Genomic DNA, 15,702 nt, shown 5'->3' on the forward strand with positions numbered 1-15,702 from the left:
AGAAGTGCGGAACATAAAACTAGAGGTGAATGTATGCAAACGTCGAAGCAATCTGATTTGACTCAGACTAGGCAACAACAATTAGAAAATAAAAGAAGAGACTGGCTGCGAGAAGCTCATGGCCTGATTCCCCTGCTGTTCATTTGGGGTGCGGAGTGGGTTTTTAGCGCTGGGGTTGACTTCGCCATCTACTGGCGCGATTTGGATTGGCTGAAGCAAGCGGCCTTTGTCACTGCGGTGGTGGCTAGCTTGATTCAAATCTGGGGGATGCGGAAGTCCCTAGGTGCCGGGGATACCAGGGCACATGATGCTTCCGAGCGCACAGGATGGGGGCATCCGATCTTTCTGGTGCTGCCAGGGGCCATGCTCATCGCAGCAGTTGCTTTATTAGAGGCGATTGGCGCGGTGAATCCGCTGTTTGCTCCTATCTTGCGAGCGTTTCTTCTCGCCATCGGGTTCGTTCAGGTCGGGCTGCTGCTCGGCAGATCCCTGATTTATGTGGGGTTGTGGCTTTTTGCGCTGACCGCGGTGATGGGCGTGTGGTATTTAGGCTATTCGGGTGTCATTCTAGAGGGAATGGGCGGCATTAGCCTGCTCGTGAGTGGGTATATGCTGCGAGTTTGGGCGCGGAAGTAAGGGGATGGCATGTCCAACGATTAGCAACAAGTAGTAGCATATGTACAAGCGCATGCTCCGAGTACAGGGTACAGGTACAGGTACAAGTACAAGTACAAGTACAAGCACAAATGCCATGCACATGCTCCGAGCAGTACCACCACTTGTACCATGCAGCACTGCACTGCACCAAATAACTGGAAAACATCCCGTTATTTTCGGAGAAATCCACGGTTTTAATTGTTTAGATGGATTTTCTCCATCTATTTTCGGCAAATAGTGCCACTTGGGGGAAATCAGCTCAAATTAGCTGGAGGAAATCCATCTATTTGCTGAAAGCCCCGATTTCACACAAATTTAGATGCAGAAAATACAGTTATTTGCTTCGGATGCGGGCAGCTTCATGCACAAACTATGCATCAGCTATACTCACAGCTGCTCCACAATTGCATAAGCGGCAGCCATTGATTCCGTATGCGTGATGCTGATATGGATACGGTGGCTGCCTTTTAGTCCTGCTCGCAGCAGGGCCTCCTCTTTCACATAGCAGACCGGTTTCCCTAGCGAATTCGGCAGCACTTCTACATCTTGAAAACCGATCTGTTTACCGATACCGCAGCCGATGGCTTTCACGATCGCTTCCTTCGCAGCAAAACGACCTGAAACAAACTCCGCGAGTCGTCCACGGCGCTTCTCCGCCAACTCCCGTTCCGCAGGCGTCAAAATCCGCTCCAGAAACCGATCGCCTGAAGACCCCTCTAACATTTTGCGCAATCGCGCGATTTCAACTAAATCCGTTCCGACCCCAATAATCATATCCGACCGAGCCTCTCTTCTTCTGACAGTTGCGCTTTGCGTACAATTTAACCGATTCCTCGCCTAAGGTCAAGGGAAAGGCATTGTGATGACTGCTTTTTGGAGCCACAATGACCATCTTGCAGTATCACAGCTTACGTTGAGGTAAGTAAGTAACCCTATTTTCAGCTCTTATGTCAATCTTCAACAGGGTTTATACTAGGCTTAGAACTTATAGCTAGGAGGCCAACATAGTGAAAATCATGCCATTGGAAAGACGCGGGATTTCAAACAGCCGAATCGTATTTGGATGTATGGGACTAGGCGGAGATTGGGTCGGAAATCCATTAACAAAGGAAGATTACATCACAGCTGAAAAAGCCGTAGAAGCTGCATTATCGATTGGCATTACGATGTTCGATCATGCTGACATTTATAAAAGAGGGAATTCCGAGACCGTTTTCGGTCAGGTGCTCAAGAATAGACCTGATTTGCGCGACCAAATCATTTTACAATCGAAATGTGGGATTCGCTTTCAAGATGATCTGAATCCACAGCGGTTTGATTTTAGCAAAAATCACATCCTAAGCTCTGTCGATGGTATTCTTGGTCGTCTTGGGGTTGAGCACATCGACATTCTGCTGCTTCATCGCCCAGATCCGCTTATGGAGCCTGAAGAGATTGCGGAAGCTTTCAATACCTTGCGCTCTGCGGGTAAGGTGCGCCATTTCGGCGTATCCAACATGACTTCCGCACAAATGCGCTTCATTCAAAACTCACTTCCAGAACCGCTTGTCGTAAACCAATTGGAGATGAGCTTGGCACGCTTGGATTGGGTTGAACAAGGCATTCTGGTGAATCAAAAAGCCGGAACAAGCATCAATTTTGCCGATGGCATCCTCGAACATTGCCAGATGAACGACATTCAAATTCAGGCATGGGGTCCACTCGCCAAAGGTAAATTCTCGGGTCGTGCGATTGAGGATGCACCTGACACCGTCAAGAAAACGGCTGCGCTTGTTCAGAAGCTGGCCACTGAGAAAGAAACAACGCCAGAAGCCATCGTGCTTGGCTGGCTCATGAAGCATCCGGCTCGCATCCAGCCGGTCATCGGAACTTCCTCCGCTCAGCGTATCATCGCTTGTGAGGACGCGGTCCGCATCTCGGAGAGCATGACGCGTGAAGAATGGTACGCGCTTCTAGAAAGCTCCCGCGGAGCGCGTATGCCCTAGTTGTTGGAAATAAAGAAGACCTGAGGCGATGCCTCGGGTCTCTTTTTTATGATCTAAATAGGAACAAAAATCGGATTATTGTTCAATAGGTATCATAATGGTGAATTCAGGATCTTTCGTGTATCGGTCATGATGCATGGGATATTCCTCAAAATGAGTAACGTCTCTTTTGTTCAGCTTATAGCCCATATTCTCAATCCAAGTAAATATATTTGTATAGGAAGCATCAATATTCTGACCTCTTTTATGCTCAAACTTCACATAAGTTAACGTAGGAATATGAATTGTTATCATACCTTCTGGGATGTCTCCTACCTTTTCAACCTCAACAACGGCATAATGCGTAAATCTGCCCTCCGTGACATGATAGGACAGACCCAGTAACGTTTCTGGATGAAGAATGTGATTGATCTCTTGTACGCGATTCTTCATTTCAGTTTGAATGATCCGTATACCCCCTGCCCCGGCTTCAGCAAATGTGCCCTCCCATTTCAAACCTACTGCATGAAAAGACGCTTTCGTGACAAGTACATACTCATTCGTGAGTTCCACAATATCCGCCTCCATAATAGTTGTTGAGGTAATGAATTGCCTAACTAAGATACACCTATCCTGATTATACCTTGCATTTACAAATTAAGGGTATTTTACGCACAAAAAGCCCCTCGAAGGGGCTTTTTAACATGTCACTTATCGTTCTACTCGTGCTTAAGCCAAATCTTTACACACCCGGAATCGGAATACGCTTATGCTCGGTTTTCAAATATTGCTTCTCCAGCTTCTCTTGCACAGCTGGATCAATTTGCTTGCCTTCGAGGTAGTCGCTGTTATCCCCGTAGGTAATGCCTAGCTCGTCTTCGTCCGTTTGGCCGTCCCAGAGTCCGGCTGTCGGAGCTTTATCCAGCACGCTTTGCGGAACGCCGATCTTCGCCGCAAGTGAACGCACTTGACGTTTGTTCAGCGTGCTCAGCGGCGTAATGTCGACTGCACCGTCGCCGTACTTCGTGAAGAAGCCCGTAATCGCTTCGGACGCGTGATCCGTGCCTACGACGATTAAGCCAAGCTCGAAAGCCAAGGCATACTGCATGACCATGCGCGTACGCGCCTTGATGTTGCCTTTGCCGCCGCGGCTTACATGCTGGTGAACGCCGATATGCTTAAGGCCGTACTCGACTTCAATGGCAATCTCATCGACGGACTCTTCGATGTTGTTCTCGATTTGATATTTCAAATCGAAGGCTTTGGCCACAGCGTAGCTATCTTCGATGTCCACTTGTTGACCATAAGGCTGGAATACGCCAACAGTTTTATATTCTTTGCCTTTTTCCGCTGTCAGCTCGTCCGTTGCTTGCTTACATAGTCCTGCCGCCACCGCGCTGTCAATACCGCCGCTAATGGCGATCAGCAAGCCGTTGGCGTGTGCGCCAAGCACGTAATTTTTCAGAAAATCCACACGTTTACGGATCTCTTCATCAATATCAATTTCCGGCTTAACACCGAGCTTCGCGATGATTTCTGTTTGCAAACTCATGCAACTCTCCACCTTTTATCTAAATTTTGGAATGATGCCTTCTTTGAGATCTAGTATAGACTTTCGGCATTCAAATTTCAAAGTGTCATCATCAACAGTAAATTACGAAAAACGGCTATACGACTCTTGGGCTATCGAGTTAGTCGATTTTTTCGACTAACTCTACCTGTAGAGCCTCGGGGGCTATTGAGTTAGTCGATTTTTTCGACTAACTCCACCTGTAGAGCCTCGGGGGCTATAGAGTTAGTCGATTTTTTCGACTAACTCCACCTGTAGAGCCTCGGGGGCTATAGAGTTAGTCGATTTTTTCGACTAACTCCACCTGTAAGGCCGCCGGGGCTATCGAGTTAGTCGATTTTTTCGACTAACTCCACCTGTAAAGCCTCGGGGGCTATCGAGTTAGTCGATTTTTTCGACTAACTCCACCTGTAAGGACTCTGGGGCTATCGAGTTAGTCGATTTTTTCGACTAGCTCCACCTGTAGAGCCTCGGGGGCTATCGAGTTAGTCGATTTTTTCGACTAACTCCACCTGTAGAGCCTCGGGGGCTATCGAGTTAGTCGATTTTTTCGACTAACTCCACCTGTAAGGCCTCTGGGGCTATCGAGTTAGTCGATTTTTTCGACTAACTCCACCTGTAGAGCCGCCGGGGCTATCGAGTTAGTCGATTTTTTCGACTAACTCACGGATAGCGACACTGCCCTACATCGTTCTCATAGGACGAATATACATGCTGCCATAAGAAAAAGCCCACTTGCTCATGGCAAGTTGGGCTCTATGGTTCATTGCTTGTATTATTTGCAATATTGTTCAAAAGCACCAATCAAATCGCCAGCGATCATATCAGCGGAACGATCTTCGATTTGGTGACGTTGAATGAAGTGAGCTAGCTCACCATTCTTGAACAACGCGATGGATGGGGATGATGGCGGGTATGGCGCCAAGTATTCACGCGCTTTTGCCGTAGCATCCTTCTCTTGACCAGCAAACACTGTATATGTGTAAGTTGGAACTGTTTCATTCTGTAGAGCTTTCGCTACACCTGGACGACATTGACCAGCAGCACAGCCACAAACGGAGTTCACGACAAGCAGCATCGTACCATCCTTGGATTTCTCAATCGCTTCCTCAACTTGCTCAGGAGTTAGAAGCTCCGTAATTCCTAGACGAGTCAAATCTTCTCTCATCGGTTTAACCATATCTTTCATGTATGAATCAAAAGACATTGCCATATGTGCCACCCCTTAGGATTTAATAGTTACTCTTAAAACGTAATGACTACAACTTATATTATACATCCGTTAACGGTGAAAGCAAAGTCCAATGTCCCAGCTTCGTGACAAAGAAATAAAGCGAAAGCTGTTAGGCTTCCGCTTTATCATCTTTCTCCTTACCAATAGCTTCTCCCGGCTCGAAGGCAACATTTTTATCCGGATGGGTAAAAATTCCGCTTTGCGGCACGATGCCCTCTTCAAACAGCTCCCGATTCTCGGCGCTTTGGAAGCCGACATCCTTAAAGGGATGAACCCACTGATCACCCGCCATAACCTCGGGGTTCGTATCCGATGTCCACTGCTCCAGTGGCGAATTGTCGGATTCATAATCATGATCACCGATGGTGACGCCGTATTCATTTACAAATGGTGCACGCGGTCCGCGTCCCTGCTCAAACTGCGGCAAAAAATCGATTTCGTACGGATCGAGCTCGCTCTGGTCCTTGGATGTCGTGGTCGATTTCTTCTGATCTTGACTCATGTGGATGGGCGGTTGGGACCGTCCAGTTTTTTATCGACATAGCCCTCTTTACTTGCAGGTGATTTGGCGCGTTCTTGGTTTTGCTGTTCTTGCTGGATTTGCGTTTTGGAATCGTTCTGACTCATATCCATCAGCTCCCTTCTGCCCGTAGTATGTGACAAAATAGGAAGAAACATTCCAATGATCATTAGGAGTAGATTCAGCAACTGCTCAGGGCTGAGATACACCGCAGTTGGCTCGGCAGAAGCGAAATAGCTCGCAACCATTCCCACTGCACCCCCATAGAACAAGGTATATTTAAGCAGCTTTCCTGTTCCTATAACCGTCGTCGAACGAGCTACCCGCACTTGCTGCCACACTACTAACGGTACTAGCAACATTGCCAGATACGCATGGTTCGGATGAAACCGCGACACAGTGCCTTCCACGCCAATGCCCCATGGCAATGTAGTTGGTAGCCCGAAGGTAGGTGTCAACGCCGTATACAGGAACACAGCCGATGCAGCGCCTATAGCGAGAATATCAAGCAAAAGCCGCCAAGCAATGCCCCTCTTACGCACTTGGTACGTTAAATAGATATAGGCCAATACGATGCCTACGATAATCTCCATATTAGAGCCTGCCGTTAGGAGCAGCTTCATCGGGCTCTCCCAAAGCAAGGATGGCTGCGTCAAGAGACTGCCTAAGCGCCAAGTAAAGAACACAATCAAAATCCCATTTAAGATCAGATCATCAATACCTTTTACGGCGCTCCGATCCGTAGCAGTAGCAGGCACTTCAATATCTACCCGATCCAACTGCCGCAAAGCTCGCCGCATCAGCCAGAATCCGAACACACACGCTAATAGCAAAGCTACTAGTTTTCCCTGCAATTGCAGCGGTCCCATTTGTACCACATCAGGCATACGTAACCTCCGACTCTTATTCCTAATCCCACATCTCTTAACCTTCTTAAGTTTCGACATCCTGCCTAATATTTCCTGGGAAATTTGCCGAAGACCTGAGGTGTTTGTCTAATTATCTCGAACTGACAGAACGCCAATGCGCTGCTTTCTATTTCCCCACAAAAGGAAACAACAGCTTCTGATTCTCGTTCGTATACATATTCTCTTTGGTAATGACCTCAGAGCCCGTATCCATTATGCGTTGGACGGATTCGCCGCGGTGAGCCTGGAGGGCTGTTTTCACAGCTAAATACCCCATGTTAAAAGGCTTCTGCACAACGGTCCCCTGCAAAATCCCCGACTCTAGGAACGAGATTTCATTCATCGAACTGTCGAAGCCCACAAGCTTAATCGTTCGGTCGGGATCCAACTCCTTCAGCGCACGCGCCGCGCCCATCGTGGATGGCTCATTCAAGCCAAATATGCCGCTGATATCGGAATGCTCCCGAAGCAGCTCCTTTGTCAGCTCATACGCCTTGTCCTCGGAACCGTTACTATACAACGTATCTAGCAGCTTTATAGAAGTATCGCTCTTCAAACTGTCTCGTACCCCGTTCTCGCGATCCATTTGAGTGTTCGAGGTTTTCACAAAACTAACGATGGCATAGGTTGCAGGCCCCTGCACATAACCCTTCATCGTTTCCACCGCTTTGCGCCCAGCCGCGTAATTATCCGTCGCAATAAAGCTTTCTGAAACACCGCCTTCAAGACCCGAATCGACCGTGATCAGCGTAATGCCTGCATCTATCGCACGCTGCGCAACGGGAACGAGCCGATTGTAATCCGTAGCAGCCAGAATAATCGCCTTCGGTTTCTCCGCTATGGCTTGTTCCACAAGCTTAATCTGCTCATCAATTTGCGATTCGGATGCCGTTCCCCTGATCTTAATCTCCGCATTATACTCTTTTGCAGCTGCAAATACACCTTGATTCAGCACCTGCCAAAATTCCACATGCGGATCAATCGTTTTCGGAATCAAAATGATCGATTCATTCTTCTCGCTCAGGCTCTTAGTGACGACAAGGAACCCCAAGATCAGAAAAAGACCAACGGCAACCGTAATCACGAGCGTGCCAACTTTTATTTTCAATGGAACACCTCACTTCTAGCCTTCACTTTGATCAGGCATGGAACGGCATCTCTGGAAAAGTGATCGTAACCGTCGTGCCCTCTTCCAGCTCACTTTCGAAATGCAATCCGTATAGCTCGCCGAAATACAACTGGATACGATGATTCACATTATGCAAACCGAAGCCTTTGCCTGATTGTGATTGATGGGTCTTCATCTTCAAAGCCTTCAGCTGCTCCTCGCTCATCCCAACCCCGTTATCCATGACCTTCAACTCGATAACACCATCACGCTTCCGCCCCGTTATGCGAATATGACCGCTTTCTGGCAAGTGCTTCATGCCATGATAAATCGCATTTTCGACCAGCGGCTGCAGCACGATTTTCAAACTGCGGTCCTCTAGCAGATCCGCCTCCACCTCGATGTCGTACGTAAATTTATTGCGATAACGGATGTTTTGTATCGTTAAGTAGTTTTCGATATGGGCCAATTCCACACTGATGGGAATGAGCTCCTCACCTTTGCTAATGCTCGAACGAAGCAGCTTGGACAAGGCAGAGGTCATCGTCACAACGTCATCGACCTTCCCCATCTCGGCCATCCAGATAATCGAATCCAGCGTATTATATAGAAAATGTGGCTGAATCTGCGCTTGCAAAGCCTTCAGCTCGCTAATCCGTTTGACCTCTTGATCCAGCACCGTCTGGTTCATGAGCTCTTTGATTTTGCTAATCATCAGATTAAACGTTCGTGACAACTTGCTGATCTCGTTCGCACCCTCCACATCGACGCGGATGTCGAAGTTGCCCTTCTCGACCTGCTTCATGTGCACTTCCAGCTGCTTGATCGGTTTGGTCAACGTAATCGACAGCCAAATCGAAATAGCCAGTGCAATAATGAGTGCAATTCCGCCCCACATGGCGGAGGTTAGCTGCATGTCTTTTTTGTTCCCACTCAAATCCCCCGCATAGGTCACACCAATAATTTTCCAACCAAAGTTCGTTGTGCGCACGGTGTAGATCTTATTTTCATCCGATGCAACCGTCTCGAACGTACTGTCCTTGGCCTGCATCAGTGCGCGGATATCCTCCGATTTCAAGCCCGAATACAGCAGCTGCTGCTGTGGATGATAGATCAGATCGCCGCTTTGGTCGAGGATGAAGACATAGCCCCGTTGGCCCAACTGAATTTGATTACATAAATCATTAATGAGGTTAAAGTTCAGGTCAACAAGCAGCACACCGCTTGCAGCCCCAGGCAGTGGGTTCGGCATCTGTTTCGATATCGAAACGACCCATTTATATTCATTTTGATACACATGCTGGACATGGGAGGACGAAATCACGATATTCCCCTTACTCCTGCCCGCTTTCGTGTACCATTCCTGTGAAATAAGCTCAGCATATGGCTTAAATTCGGGTGACACCCGATCCGATACAACTGCGCCATTCGAACCGATGAACACAATGGAAGCAATATCATTTCGCGATGCGACAATGGTGCTGAAATAATTGCTAATTTGGCGCTTCAATTGCTGCGCTTCTGTATCCTGCGGATTTTTCAAAGAAAGATATTGCTTCAGATCCGTGTTACTCAACGAAAGCGTAGAAATACTCTCCATGTTGCCGATATAGGTTTGGATATTCTTATTGACTTGCTCGATCAACTGATTCGTATACGTCAGCGAGGCATCCGTAACAGCGACCGTCGAGAGCCGATAAGCGCTATAGCTGAGAATGACCGTTGTACATAAAATTAAACAAGAAAAGGCCAGCGCGAACTTGGTATGAATGCTTTTGAATTGAAAGGCATGGAGGACACTTCTCATAAGCTCAGCCCAGCCTTGTTGGCGGCTCTGAACTCCTTCGGTGTCATGCCCGTATGTCTTTTAAAAATAACACTAAAATATTGCGGATCCCCGTAACCGACCTTGGCAGCGAGCTCATACGTTTTGAGCTGTGTGGTCGCCAGCATTTCTTTGGCTTTATCCAAGCGATAACGGGTCACATATTCGATAAAGGTTTCTCCTGTATGAGGCTTGAATAAGGCACTAAAATAGCTCATGCTCATATAAATATGATTGCATACCCCTTGCAGCGAAAGCTGCTCATCGGCATAATGCTCGTGGATATAGGCAACAGCTGACTCCATCTGGGCTTGCGACACATGCGTCCGTTTCTCTGCCAAGCGATCTACGAAAGATAAACAGATGGCCTCTAACCAAAGCCGCACATCATCTAAGGTTTTGCGCGCGTAGAGTTCCATGAAAGAATGATCACCCAGCACGTCTTCCTCTTCCAGCCCCGTCTCCACCCCAACATTCATGAGCGCGACGAGCAATTTATGCAGCTTGCCAAAGCAGGTATCCATCGTACAGGCGGACTTCTTCAAATCGTCGATCCAGTCCTGCAGGGTTTGGGTAATGACGCCCTTTTCCCCCGTTTTGATGGCCGAGATGAGCCTCTTCTCCATCCGCAAATAGCTGGTATTGTCCAAGCTGCTGCCGAACTCCATATCCCCGATGGCAATAATCCGATTATTTCCCAGAAGAAAGCGATAATCCAGTGCCGTAAGCGCTTCCTGAAAAGCCTTCGGCAGCTCCTGCAGTCCCTCGTACATGCGGCTAATGCCGACCGTGACTGTCATCCCCAAATATTTCTCAATACTATATCTCGCCTGTTCGGCCAGCGTCTGACAGATGACCTCCACCTGCTCTTGGTGACCCGACACGAGTCCTACGAGCTTATCATCACGGGTTCGGAAAACCGTACCGCCATGCTCTTTCTCCACGATCTCATGCAAAATATTATAAGCCGCAAATCGCAGCAACTCTTCTTCCGCTACTTGGTCACTGTACAGCTCCCGCCCGAAATCTTCAATATCCAGCGCCAGTACCGTATGCCCCGCTCCGTTCAACTGCAGGTCAAACATCGGCAGCTTACGCTCGATCTCGTCCTTCCTCATGCCGGACGTAACCAATCGCTCCAGAAATCGTTCGCGCAGCAGCGGCATGCTCTCTTGAAATTGACGGCGGAGGAAGGTGATGTCCTCCCGTTGCTTACGCTCCTCATCCAGCTCTGCGCATAGCTTCTGCAGGAATTCGGTGAATTCTGCGCTATTGATCGGCTTCAGTAGATAGTCTTTGACCTTCAGCTTGATCGCTTGCTTCGCATAATCGAAGTCCTCGTAACCGGTTACAATAACGACTTTAATGGTGCGATATTTGGCTACAATCCGCTCTGTGAGTTGAAGTCCGTCCATGAAGGGCATGTTAATGTCGGTGATGACGACATCCGGCTGCAGCCGCTCAACCGCCTCATAGGCGTCCCGCCCATTATCGTAATCGCCAACAAGCTGGAAGCCACAAGCTTCCCAGTTCGTTTTCTTCTTAATGCCTTCTCTGACTTCATCCTCATCATCAATCATGATGATTGTGTACATGTGTGTTCACCTCTGGCGAAATCGAATTAGCTCATCTATGTTTACATGTATTGTACACACCAGTCCCAGTATATGACAATAGAGGCTGCCCATTAGGGGCCAGCCTCTCTGCTTGATTACTCGTATAAAAGTGCCTTAATTTCAGCCGAATCAATGTTTGTTTTATCGTACCAGTGGAAGCCGGTGTCGATATTTTTCGGAACCGTTTCGCCTTTAATCGCTTGTACAGCTGCTTTCACGGACCAGTAACCGATACCGATTGGATCCTGCGTAATCGCGCCAGCCATTTTACCGCTGCGAATTGCATCCATTTGTTGTTTACCAGAGTCGAAGCCGATAACAACGATTTTGCCATCTTTTTTGCTTTCTGTAATCCCGTTAATAACCCCAATGGCCGCACCTTCGTTAGAACCGAAAATTCCTTTGATATTCGGGTGAGCTTGGATAATAGCTTTGGACAAGTCTGTTGCTTTCAGTGGATCACCACTGTATTGCGTATCTACAATTTTGATGTTCGGGTATTTCGCTTTGATTTGATTCACAAAGCCATCTCGGCGATCAACACCCGTACGGCTCGTTTGGTCATGCACAACTAGAGCAATCTCGCCCTCGTTTCCAATAAGTGAAGCCATTTTATCAGCGGCGAGCGATGCAGCAGCTTTATTATCCGTAGCGGCAGTCGTTACCGGAATGTCACTATCGACACCAGAGTCGAAACCGATAACTGGGATTTTGCTCGCTTTTGCCTTCTCTAGCAGCGGTGAAGCCGCTTTGCTGTCAAGCGCAGCGAAAGCGATAGCCGCAGGCTTTTTGCCCAGTGCCGCTTGCAGCATTTCAATTTGCTTATCGACTTGTGTTTCCGTTTCAGGACCTTCAAACGTAATCTCAACATTAAATTCCTTCGATGCTTTCTCAGCGCCTTGTTTAACCGCTTGCCAGAACTGATGCTGGAAGCCCTTGGAGATGACAGGAATGTAGATCTTATCTGATTTCACGGCTGCTGTCGTTGTCCCTCCAGTTGATGTTGCTGTTTTCGTAGAAGTGGAACCACATGCACTCAAAACGATAGCGGATAGTAAGATTAACGATGACGCTACAGCAATTTTCTTAGCCCGTTTTTGCACGGTTGATCGCCCCTTATTCCTAATTTGGTTTGTATAGGACTCCTTGTGGAGTAAATACCAAGGTTATTTCTTGCGACGGCGCATCATATCTGCGTAAACCGCCAACACAATCACGATACCTACGATGACTGTCTGCCACTCTTGCTTCACGGATAAAATCCTCAGTCCATTCGTCAACACGCTCATGATCAGCGCCCCGATAACCGTTCCAAGGATGGAGCCCTTGCCCCCACTGAGGGAAGTTCCTCCGATAACAACGGCTGCGATCGCTTCCAACTCATAGCCAGATCCGAGTGCGGGCTGTGAGGAGTTGAGTCTGGATGCCATCATAATGCCGGCAATCCCGCTGAACACGCCTGTCAGTGTGTAAATCACGATTTTCCAATAGTCGACGTTGACGCCTGAAAGTCTCGTGGACTCTTCATTGCTCCCTAAGGCAAAGTTGTAACGGCCAATAATCGTTTTGGTTAAAATAATGCTGGCCACAATCGCGGCTCCGAAGAAGATGAGAATCGCGTTCGGAATTCCACTGATGATCGAACCCATTGAAATTTGGGTAAATGCGGGTGTGTCGTTAAAATAAATCGGTTTCGCACCCGAAATGACAAGCGATAAGCCCTTCGTCACCATCATCATGGCGAGTGTCGCGATGAAGGGTGGAATTTTCATTTTGGCTACGAGCAGCCCGCTAATGAGGCCGCAGATCGCTCCGGCTAGAATGCCTCCGAGTATGCCGAGCGGCATAGGCAGCTGCCACGTCGTAATAATCACACCGGCCATCACGGCTGAGAAGGTCATGACGGTTCCTACGGCTAAGTCGATACCGGAAGTGATAATAACGAACGTAGAGCCCAAGGCTAGAACCCCGATAACGGCGGTTGATAGCATGATCGCGACTAGGTTATCGAATTGGAAAAAGTTGCTCGACGATAAGGAAAAGATGAGTACGAGCATGATCAAGCTGGCGAACGCCAGCAGCTTCTGTGTAGCCCCGCTTTGTTTAGACAAGGTGGGTACGATTTTTTTCTGTGCAAGCCATGTCGACATTGGACTCCTCCTAACTGATCCGCATCGTAGCGAATTTCATAATGGCTTCTTGGGTCGCTTCATGCTGCGACAGCTCACCAGTAATGCGACCTTCGCACATCACCATGATGCGATGGCTCATGCGTAGTATTTCAGGCAGCTCCGAGGAGATCATGATGATCGATTTCCCCTGTGCAGCGAGATCATCAAGCAGCTTGTAGATCTCTGTTTTGGCTCCTACATCGATCCCTCTCGTTGGTTCATCGAAGATAAGAATATCGCAGTCCCGCAGCAGCCATTTGCCGATAACGACCTTCTGTTGGTTGCCGCCGGATAGGAATTTCACTTGTTGATGAATCGTCGGTGTTTTGATCTGAAGCGCTTCCACATAGTGCTGCGCAGTCTGGCCGATGGTGCCATCTTGCATCCAGCCAAGCCGCCGCGCCTTTTTGTAAGAGGCCAAGGCGATGTTCATTTTCACATCCATCTCCACCATGAGCCCGCAGCGCTTGCGATCCTCGGATAAATAACCGATGCCATGCTTCACAGCGTCATGCGGGGCGTTGATATTGACCTGTTTGCCGTGGATGCGAATGTCCCCGGAATCAATGGCATCTGCGCCGAAAATGGCCCTAGCCACCTCCGTGCGGCCCGCTCCCATGAGGCCAGCGAAGCCGAGGATTTCTCCTTTGGCCAGATGGAAGGATACATCCTTCACCGCTGAGCCGCGGTTTAACTTGGAAACTTCAAGCACCTTCGTCTGTGAGGTGTTTGTCGCTTGCTGGTTTGGACTGACATAGAGCTCACGTCCTACCATCATCGCGATGATCTGATCGATCGACGCCGTCTCCGTCTGCACGGTATCAACATAGCGGCCGTCACGCATCACCGTGATGCGATCGCTAATGCGCTTCAGTTCCTCCATCCGGTGAGAAATGTAGACAATGCCCACACCGCGGGCACGCAGCTGATTGATGATTCGGAACAGCTCCTCAATCTCGGCGTGGGTTAGCGCCGCTGTCGGTTCATCCATAATCAGCACCTCGGATTGAAAGGATAGCGCCTTCGCGATCTCAACCATCTGTTGCTTGGCGACCGTCAAATCCGCCACCATCGTCCGTGGATCTAGTTGTAGATTCATTTGATCGAGGAGTAGCTGTGCTTGCTCGTTCAGCTTGCGTTCATCGACGAAAAGCTTGATGCTGTGCCTCGGCTCGCGGCCGATGAAAATATTCTGTGCTATCGTCAAATCTGGCATCAGGTTCAACTCTTGGTGAATCATCGAAATACCTAGCTGCTGTGCTGCTCTTGTATGGGGAATGTTCACTTCCTTCCCCTTCACAAGGATGCGACCTTCGTCCTTCTGGTACACACCCGTGGCAATTTTCATCATTGTCGATTTCCCTGCTCCATTCTCACCGACTAGCGCATGCACCTCACCAGCCGCTAAGGCCAACTGGCACTTATGCAGCGCGTGCACGCCAGGAAAATGCTTCTCAATCCCTTCCATCCTAAGCAAAACTTCTTCACTCATCGTCTTTCTCACCTCATTGCCCTGTTCGTAATGTCTCTCGCTTATGAGTTCATTCTACCTGCCAGAAGCTGGAATGAGAGTGGATAAATCTCTTCAAAAACGTTGAAAATCTTCTGATTTGGGGATGTGGTGTTGGAGCTGCCTGGGGCATGGGACGCCGTGCGCTACGTCCGAGACCGGGCTTCATACGGTGAGGGCCAGGCTCATCGTGCTCGTGCGCTGGGCGCCGAACGGCGAGCTCCATTGGACAAATCCAATGTAATGAGTAAAATAGGCGAAAAATTCATCGCTACATTGGATAAATCCAGTGGGATAGCCCATTTCGGGGAGAAAAAGGGGCTTTTTTAAGAATTTGAATGGATTTATCCAATCAAATTCACTTTTTGGCTAGTTGAAAGAACATTCTAGTGGATTTTTCCAATCTGGCGCGGGTAAGCTGACTAACTGGTGGGGATGGTTTGTTGAGTGACTAGTGTTGTGTGCCTGGCTGGATGCGTTATTGGAACTTGGTGCTAGGGCGTGCTGTTGGTGGGGATGGTTTGTTGAGTGACTAGTGTTGTGTGCCTGGCTGGATGCGTTATTGGAACTTGGTGCTAGGGCGTGCTGTTGGTGGGGATGGTTTGTTGAGTGACTAGTG

General features: G+C 48.6%; 14 protein-coding genes. 2 read left to right on the plus strand and 12 right to left on the minus strand.

What is annotated here, in order from left to right; all coding sequences use genetic code 11:
• Nucleotides 1-33: 33 nt before the first annotated feature.
• On the plus strand, nucleotides 34-636 hold the full coding sequence (locus AC58QC_RS28560; RefSeq protein WP_497418413.1) for a hypothetical protein: 603 nt from the start codon (nucleotides 34-36) through the stop codon (nucleotides 634-636).
• Nucleotides 637-1,044: 408 nt separating this feature from the next.
• Here AC58QC_RS28560 and acpS read toward each other — a convergent pair whose 3' ends face one another.
• Complete coding sequence (gene acpS / locus AC58QC_RS28565) at nucleotides 1,045-1,431, minus strand: holo-ACP synthase (RefSeq protein ID WP_497418414.1); 387 nt, start codon at nucleotides 1,429-1,431, stop codon at nucleotides 1,045-1,047.
• A 233-nt stretch (nucleotides 1,432-1,664) separates the two neighbouring features.
• Here acpS and AC58QC_RS28570 point away from each other — a divergent pair, with 233 nt between their 5' ends.
• On the plus strand, nucleotides 1,665-2,642 hold the full coding sequence (locus AC58QC_RS28570; protein WP_497418415.1) for an aldo/keto reductase: 978 nt from the start codon (nucleotides 1,665-1,667) through the stop codon (nucleotides 2,640-2,642).
• Nucleotides 2,643-2,717: 75 nt separating this feature from the next.
• Here AC58QC_RS28570 and AC58QC_RS28575 read toward each other — a convergent pair whose 3' ends face one another.
• The 11 genes from AC58QC_RS28575 to AC58QC_RS28625 form a co-directional block, all read right to left on the minus strand.
• Nucleotides 2,718-3,194 (minus strand): GyrI-like domain-containing protein, encoded by a 477-nt coding sequence (locus tag AC58QC_RS28575; protein ID WP_497418416.1) that lies wholly within the window; start codon nucleotides 3,192-3,194, stop codon nucleotides 2,718-2,720.
• Between the two features lie 169 nt (nucleotides 3,195-3,363).
• Nucleotides 3,364-4,173, minus strand: a complete 810-nt coding sequence (gene nadE, locus AC58QC_RS28580; protein ID WP_497418417.1) for an NAD(+) synthase — start codon at nucleotides 4,171-4,173, stop codon at nucleotides 3,364-3,366.
• 793 nt (nucleotides 4,174-4,966) lie between these two features.
• Entirely contained in the window at nucleotides 4,967-5,404 is a 438-nt protein-coding gene (locus tag AC58QC_RS28585; protein ID WP_236288159.1) for a BrxA/BrxB family bacilliredoxin, read from the minus strand.
• 130 nt (nucleotides 5,405-5,534) lie between these two features.
• A complete protein-coding gene (locus tag AC58QC_RS28590) occupies nucleotides 5,535-5,927 on the minus strand; it encodes a DUF3905 domain-containing protein (RefSeq protein WP_497418418.1) in 393 nt (130 codons plus the stop codon).
• A complete protein-coding gene (locus AC58QC_RS28595) occupies nucleotides 5,924-6,832 on the minus strand; it encodes a hypothetical protein (protein ID WP_497418419.1) in 909 nt (302 codons plus the stop codon). Before AC58QC_RS28595 ends, AC58QC_RS28590 begins: the two co-directional genes overlap by 4 nt.
• Nucleotides 6,833-6,980: 148 nt before the next feature.
• Entirely contained in the window at nucleotides 6,981-7,961 is a 981-nt protein-coding gene (locus AC58QC_RS28600; RefSeq protein ID WP_497418420.1) for a substrate-binding domain-containing protein, read from the minus strand.
• A 31-nt stretch (nucleotides 7,962-7,992) separates the two neighbouring features.
• Complete coding sequence (locus AC58QC_RS28605; protein ID WP_497418421.1) at nucleotides 7,993-9,768, minus strand: cache domain-containing sensor histidine kinase; 1,776 nt, start codon at nucleotides 9,766-9,768, stop codon at nucleotides 7,993-7,995.
• Entirely contained in the window at nucleotides 9,765-11,381 is a 1,617-nt protein-coding gene (locus AC58QC_RS28610) for a response regulator transcription factor (protein WP_497418422.1), read from the minus strand. Before AC58QC_RS28610 ends, AC58QC_RS28605 begins: the two co-directional genes overlap by 4 nt.
• Before the next feature lie 116 nt (nucleotides 11,382-11,497).
• Nucleotides 11,498-12,505 carry an ABC transporter substrate-binding protein gene (locus AC58QC_RS28615; protein WP_497418423.1) on the minus strand — a complete coding sequence of 336 codons (1,008 nt, stop codon included), beginning with the start codon at nucleotides 12,503-12,505 and terminating at the stop codon, nucleotides 11,498-11,500.
• Nucleotides 12,506-12,568: 63 nt separating this feature from the next.
• Nucleotides 12,569-13,552, minus strand: coding sequence for an ABC transporter permease (locus tag AC58QC_RS28620; protein WP_497418424.1), 984 nt, complete (start codon nucleotides 13,550-13,552; stop codon nucleotides 12,569-12,571).
• A 10-nt stretch (nucleotides 13,553-13,562) separates the two neighbouring features.
• Nucleotides 13,563-15,065 carry a sugar ABC transporter ATP-binding protein gene (locus AC58QC_RS28625; RefSeq protein WP_497418425.1) on the minus strand — a complete coding sequence of 501 codons (1,503 nt, stop codon included), beginning with the start codon at nucleotides 15,063-15,065 and terminating at the stop codon, nucleotides 13,563-13,565.
• Nucleotides 15,066-15,702: the final 637 nt, after the last annotated feature.

The organism is Paenibacillus sp. J22P51 (assembly GCF_059692215.1).

Bases quoted from the DNA above. Each gene is read 5' to 3' on its own strand.
- AC58QC_RS28560 (WP_497418413.1), top strand. From the start codon at position 34: ATGCAAACGTCGAAGCAATCTGATTTGACTCAGACTAGGCAACAACAA.
- acpS (WP_497418414.1), bottom strand. From the start codon at position 1,431: ATGATTATTGGGGTCGGAACGGATTTAGTTGAAATCGCGCGATTGCGC.
- nadE (WP_497418417.1), bottom strand. From the start codon at position 4,173: ATGAGTTTGCAAACAGAAATCATCGCGAAGCTCGGTGTTAAGCCGGAA.
- AC58QC_RS28585 (WP_236288159.1), bottom strand. From the start codon at position 5,404: ATGGCAATGTCTTTTGATTCATACATGAAAGATATGGTTAAACCGATG.
- AC58QC_RS28590 (WP_497418418.1), bottom strand. From the start codon at position 5,927: ATGAGTCAAGATCAGAAGAAATCGACCACGACATCCAAGGACCAGAGC.
- AC58QC_RS28595 (WP_497418419.1), bottom strand. From the start codon at position 6,832: ATGCCTGATGTGGTACAAATGGGACCGCTGCAATTGCAGGGAAAACTA.
- AC58QC_RS28605 (WP_497418421.1), bottom strand. From the start codon at position 9,768: ATGAGAAGTGTCCTCCATGCCTTTCAATTCAAAAGCATTCATACCAAG.
- AC58QC_RS28610 (WP_497418422.1), bottom strand. From the start codon at position 11,381: ATGTACACAATCATCATGATTGATGATGAGGATGAAGTCAGAGAAGGC.
- AC58QC_RS28620 (WP_497418424.1), bottom strand. From the start codon at position 13,552: ATGTCGACATGGCTTGCACAGAAAAAAATCGTACCCACCTTGTCTAAA.
- AC58QC_RS28625 (WP_497418425.1), bottom strand. From the start codon at position 15,065: ATGAGTGAAGAAGTTTTGCTTAGGATGGAAGGGATTGAGAAGCATTTT.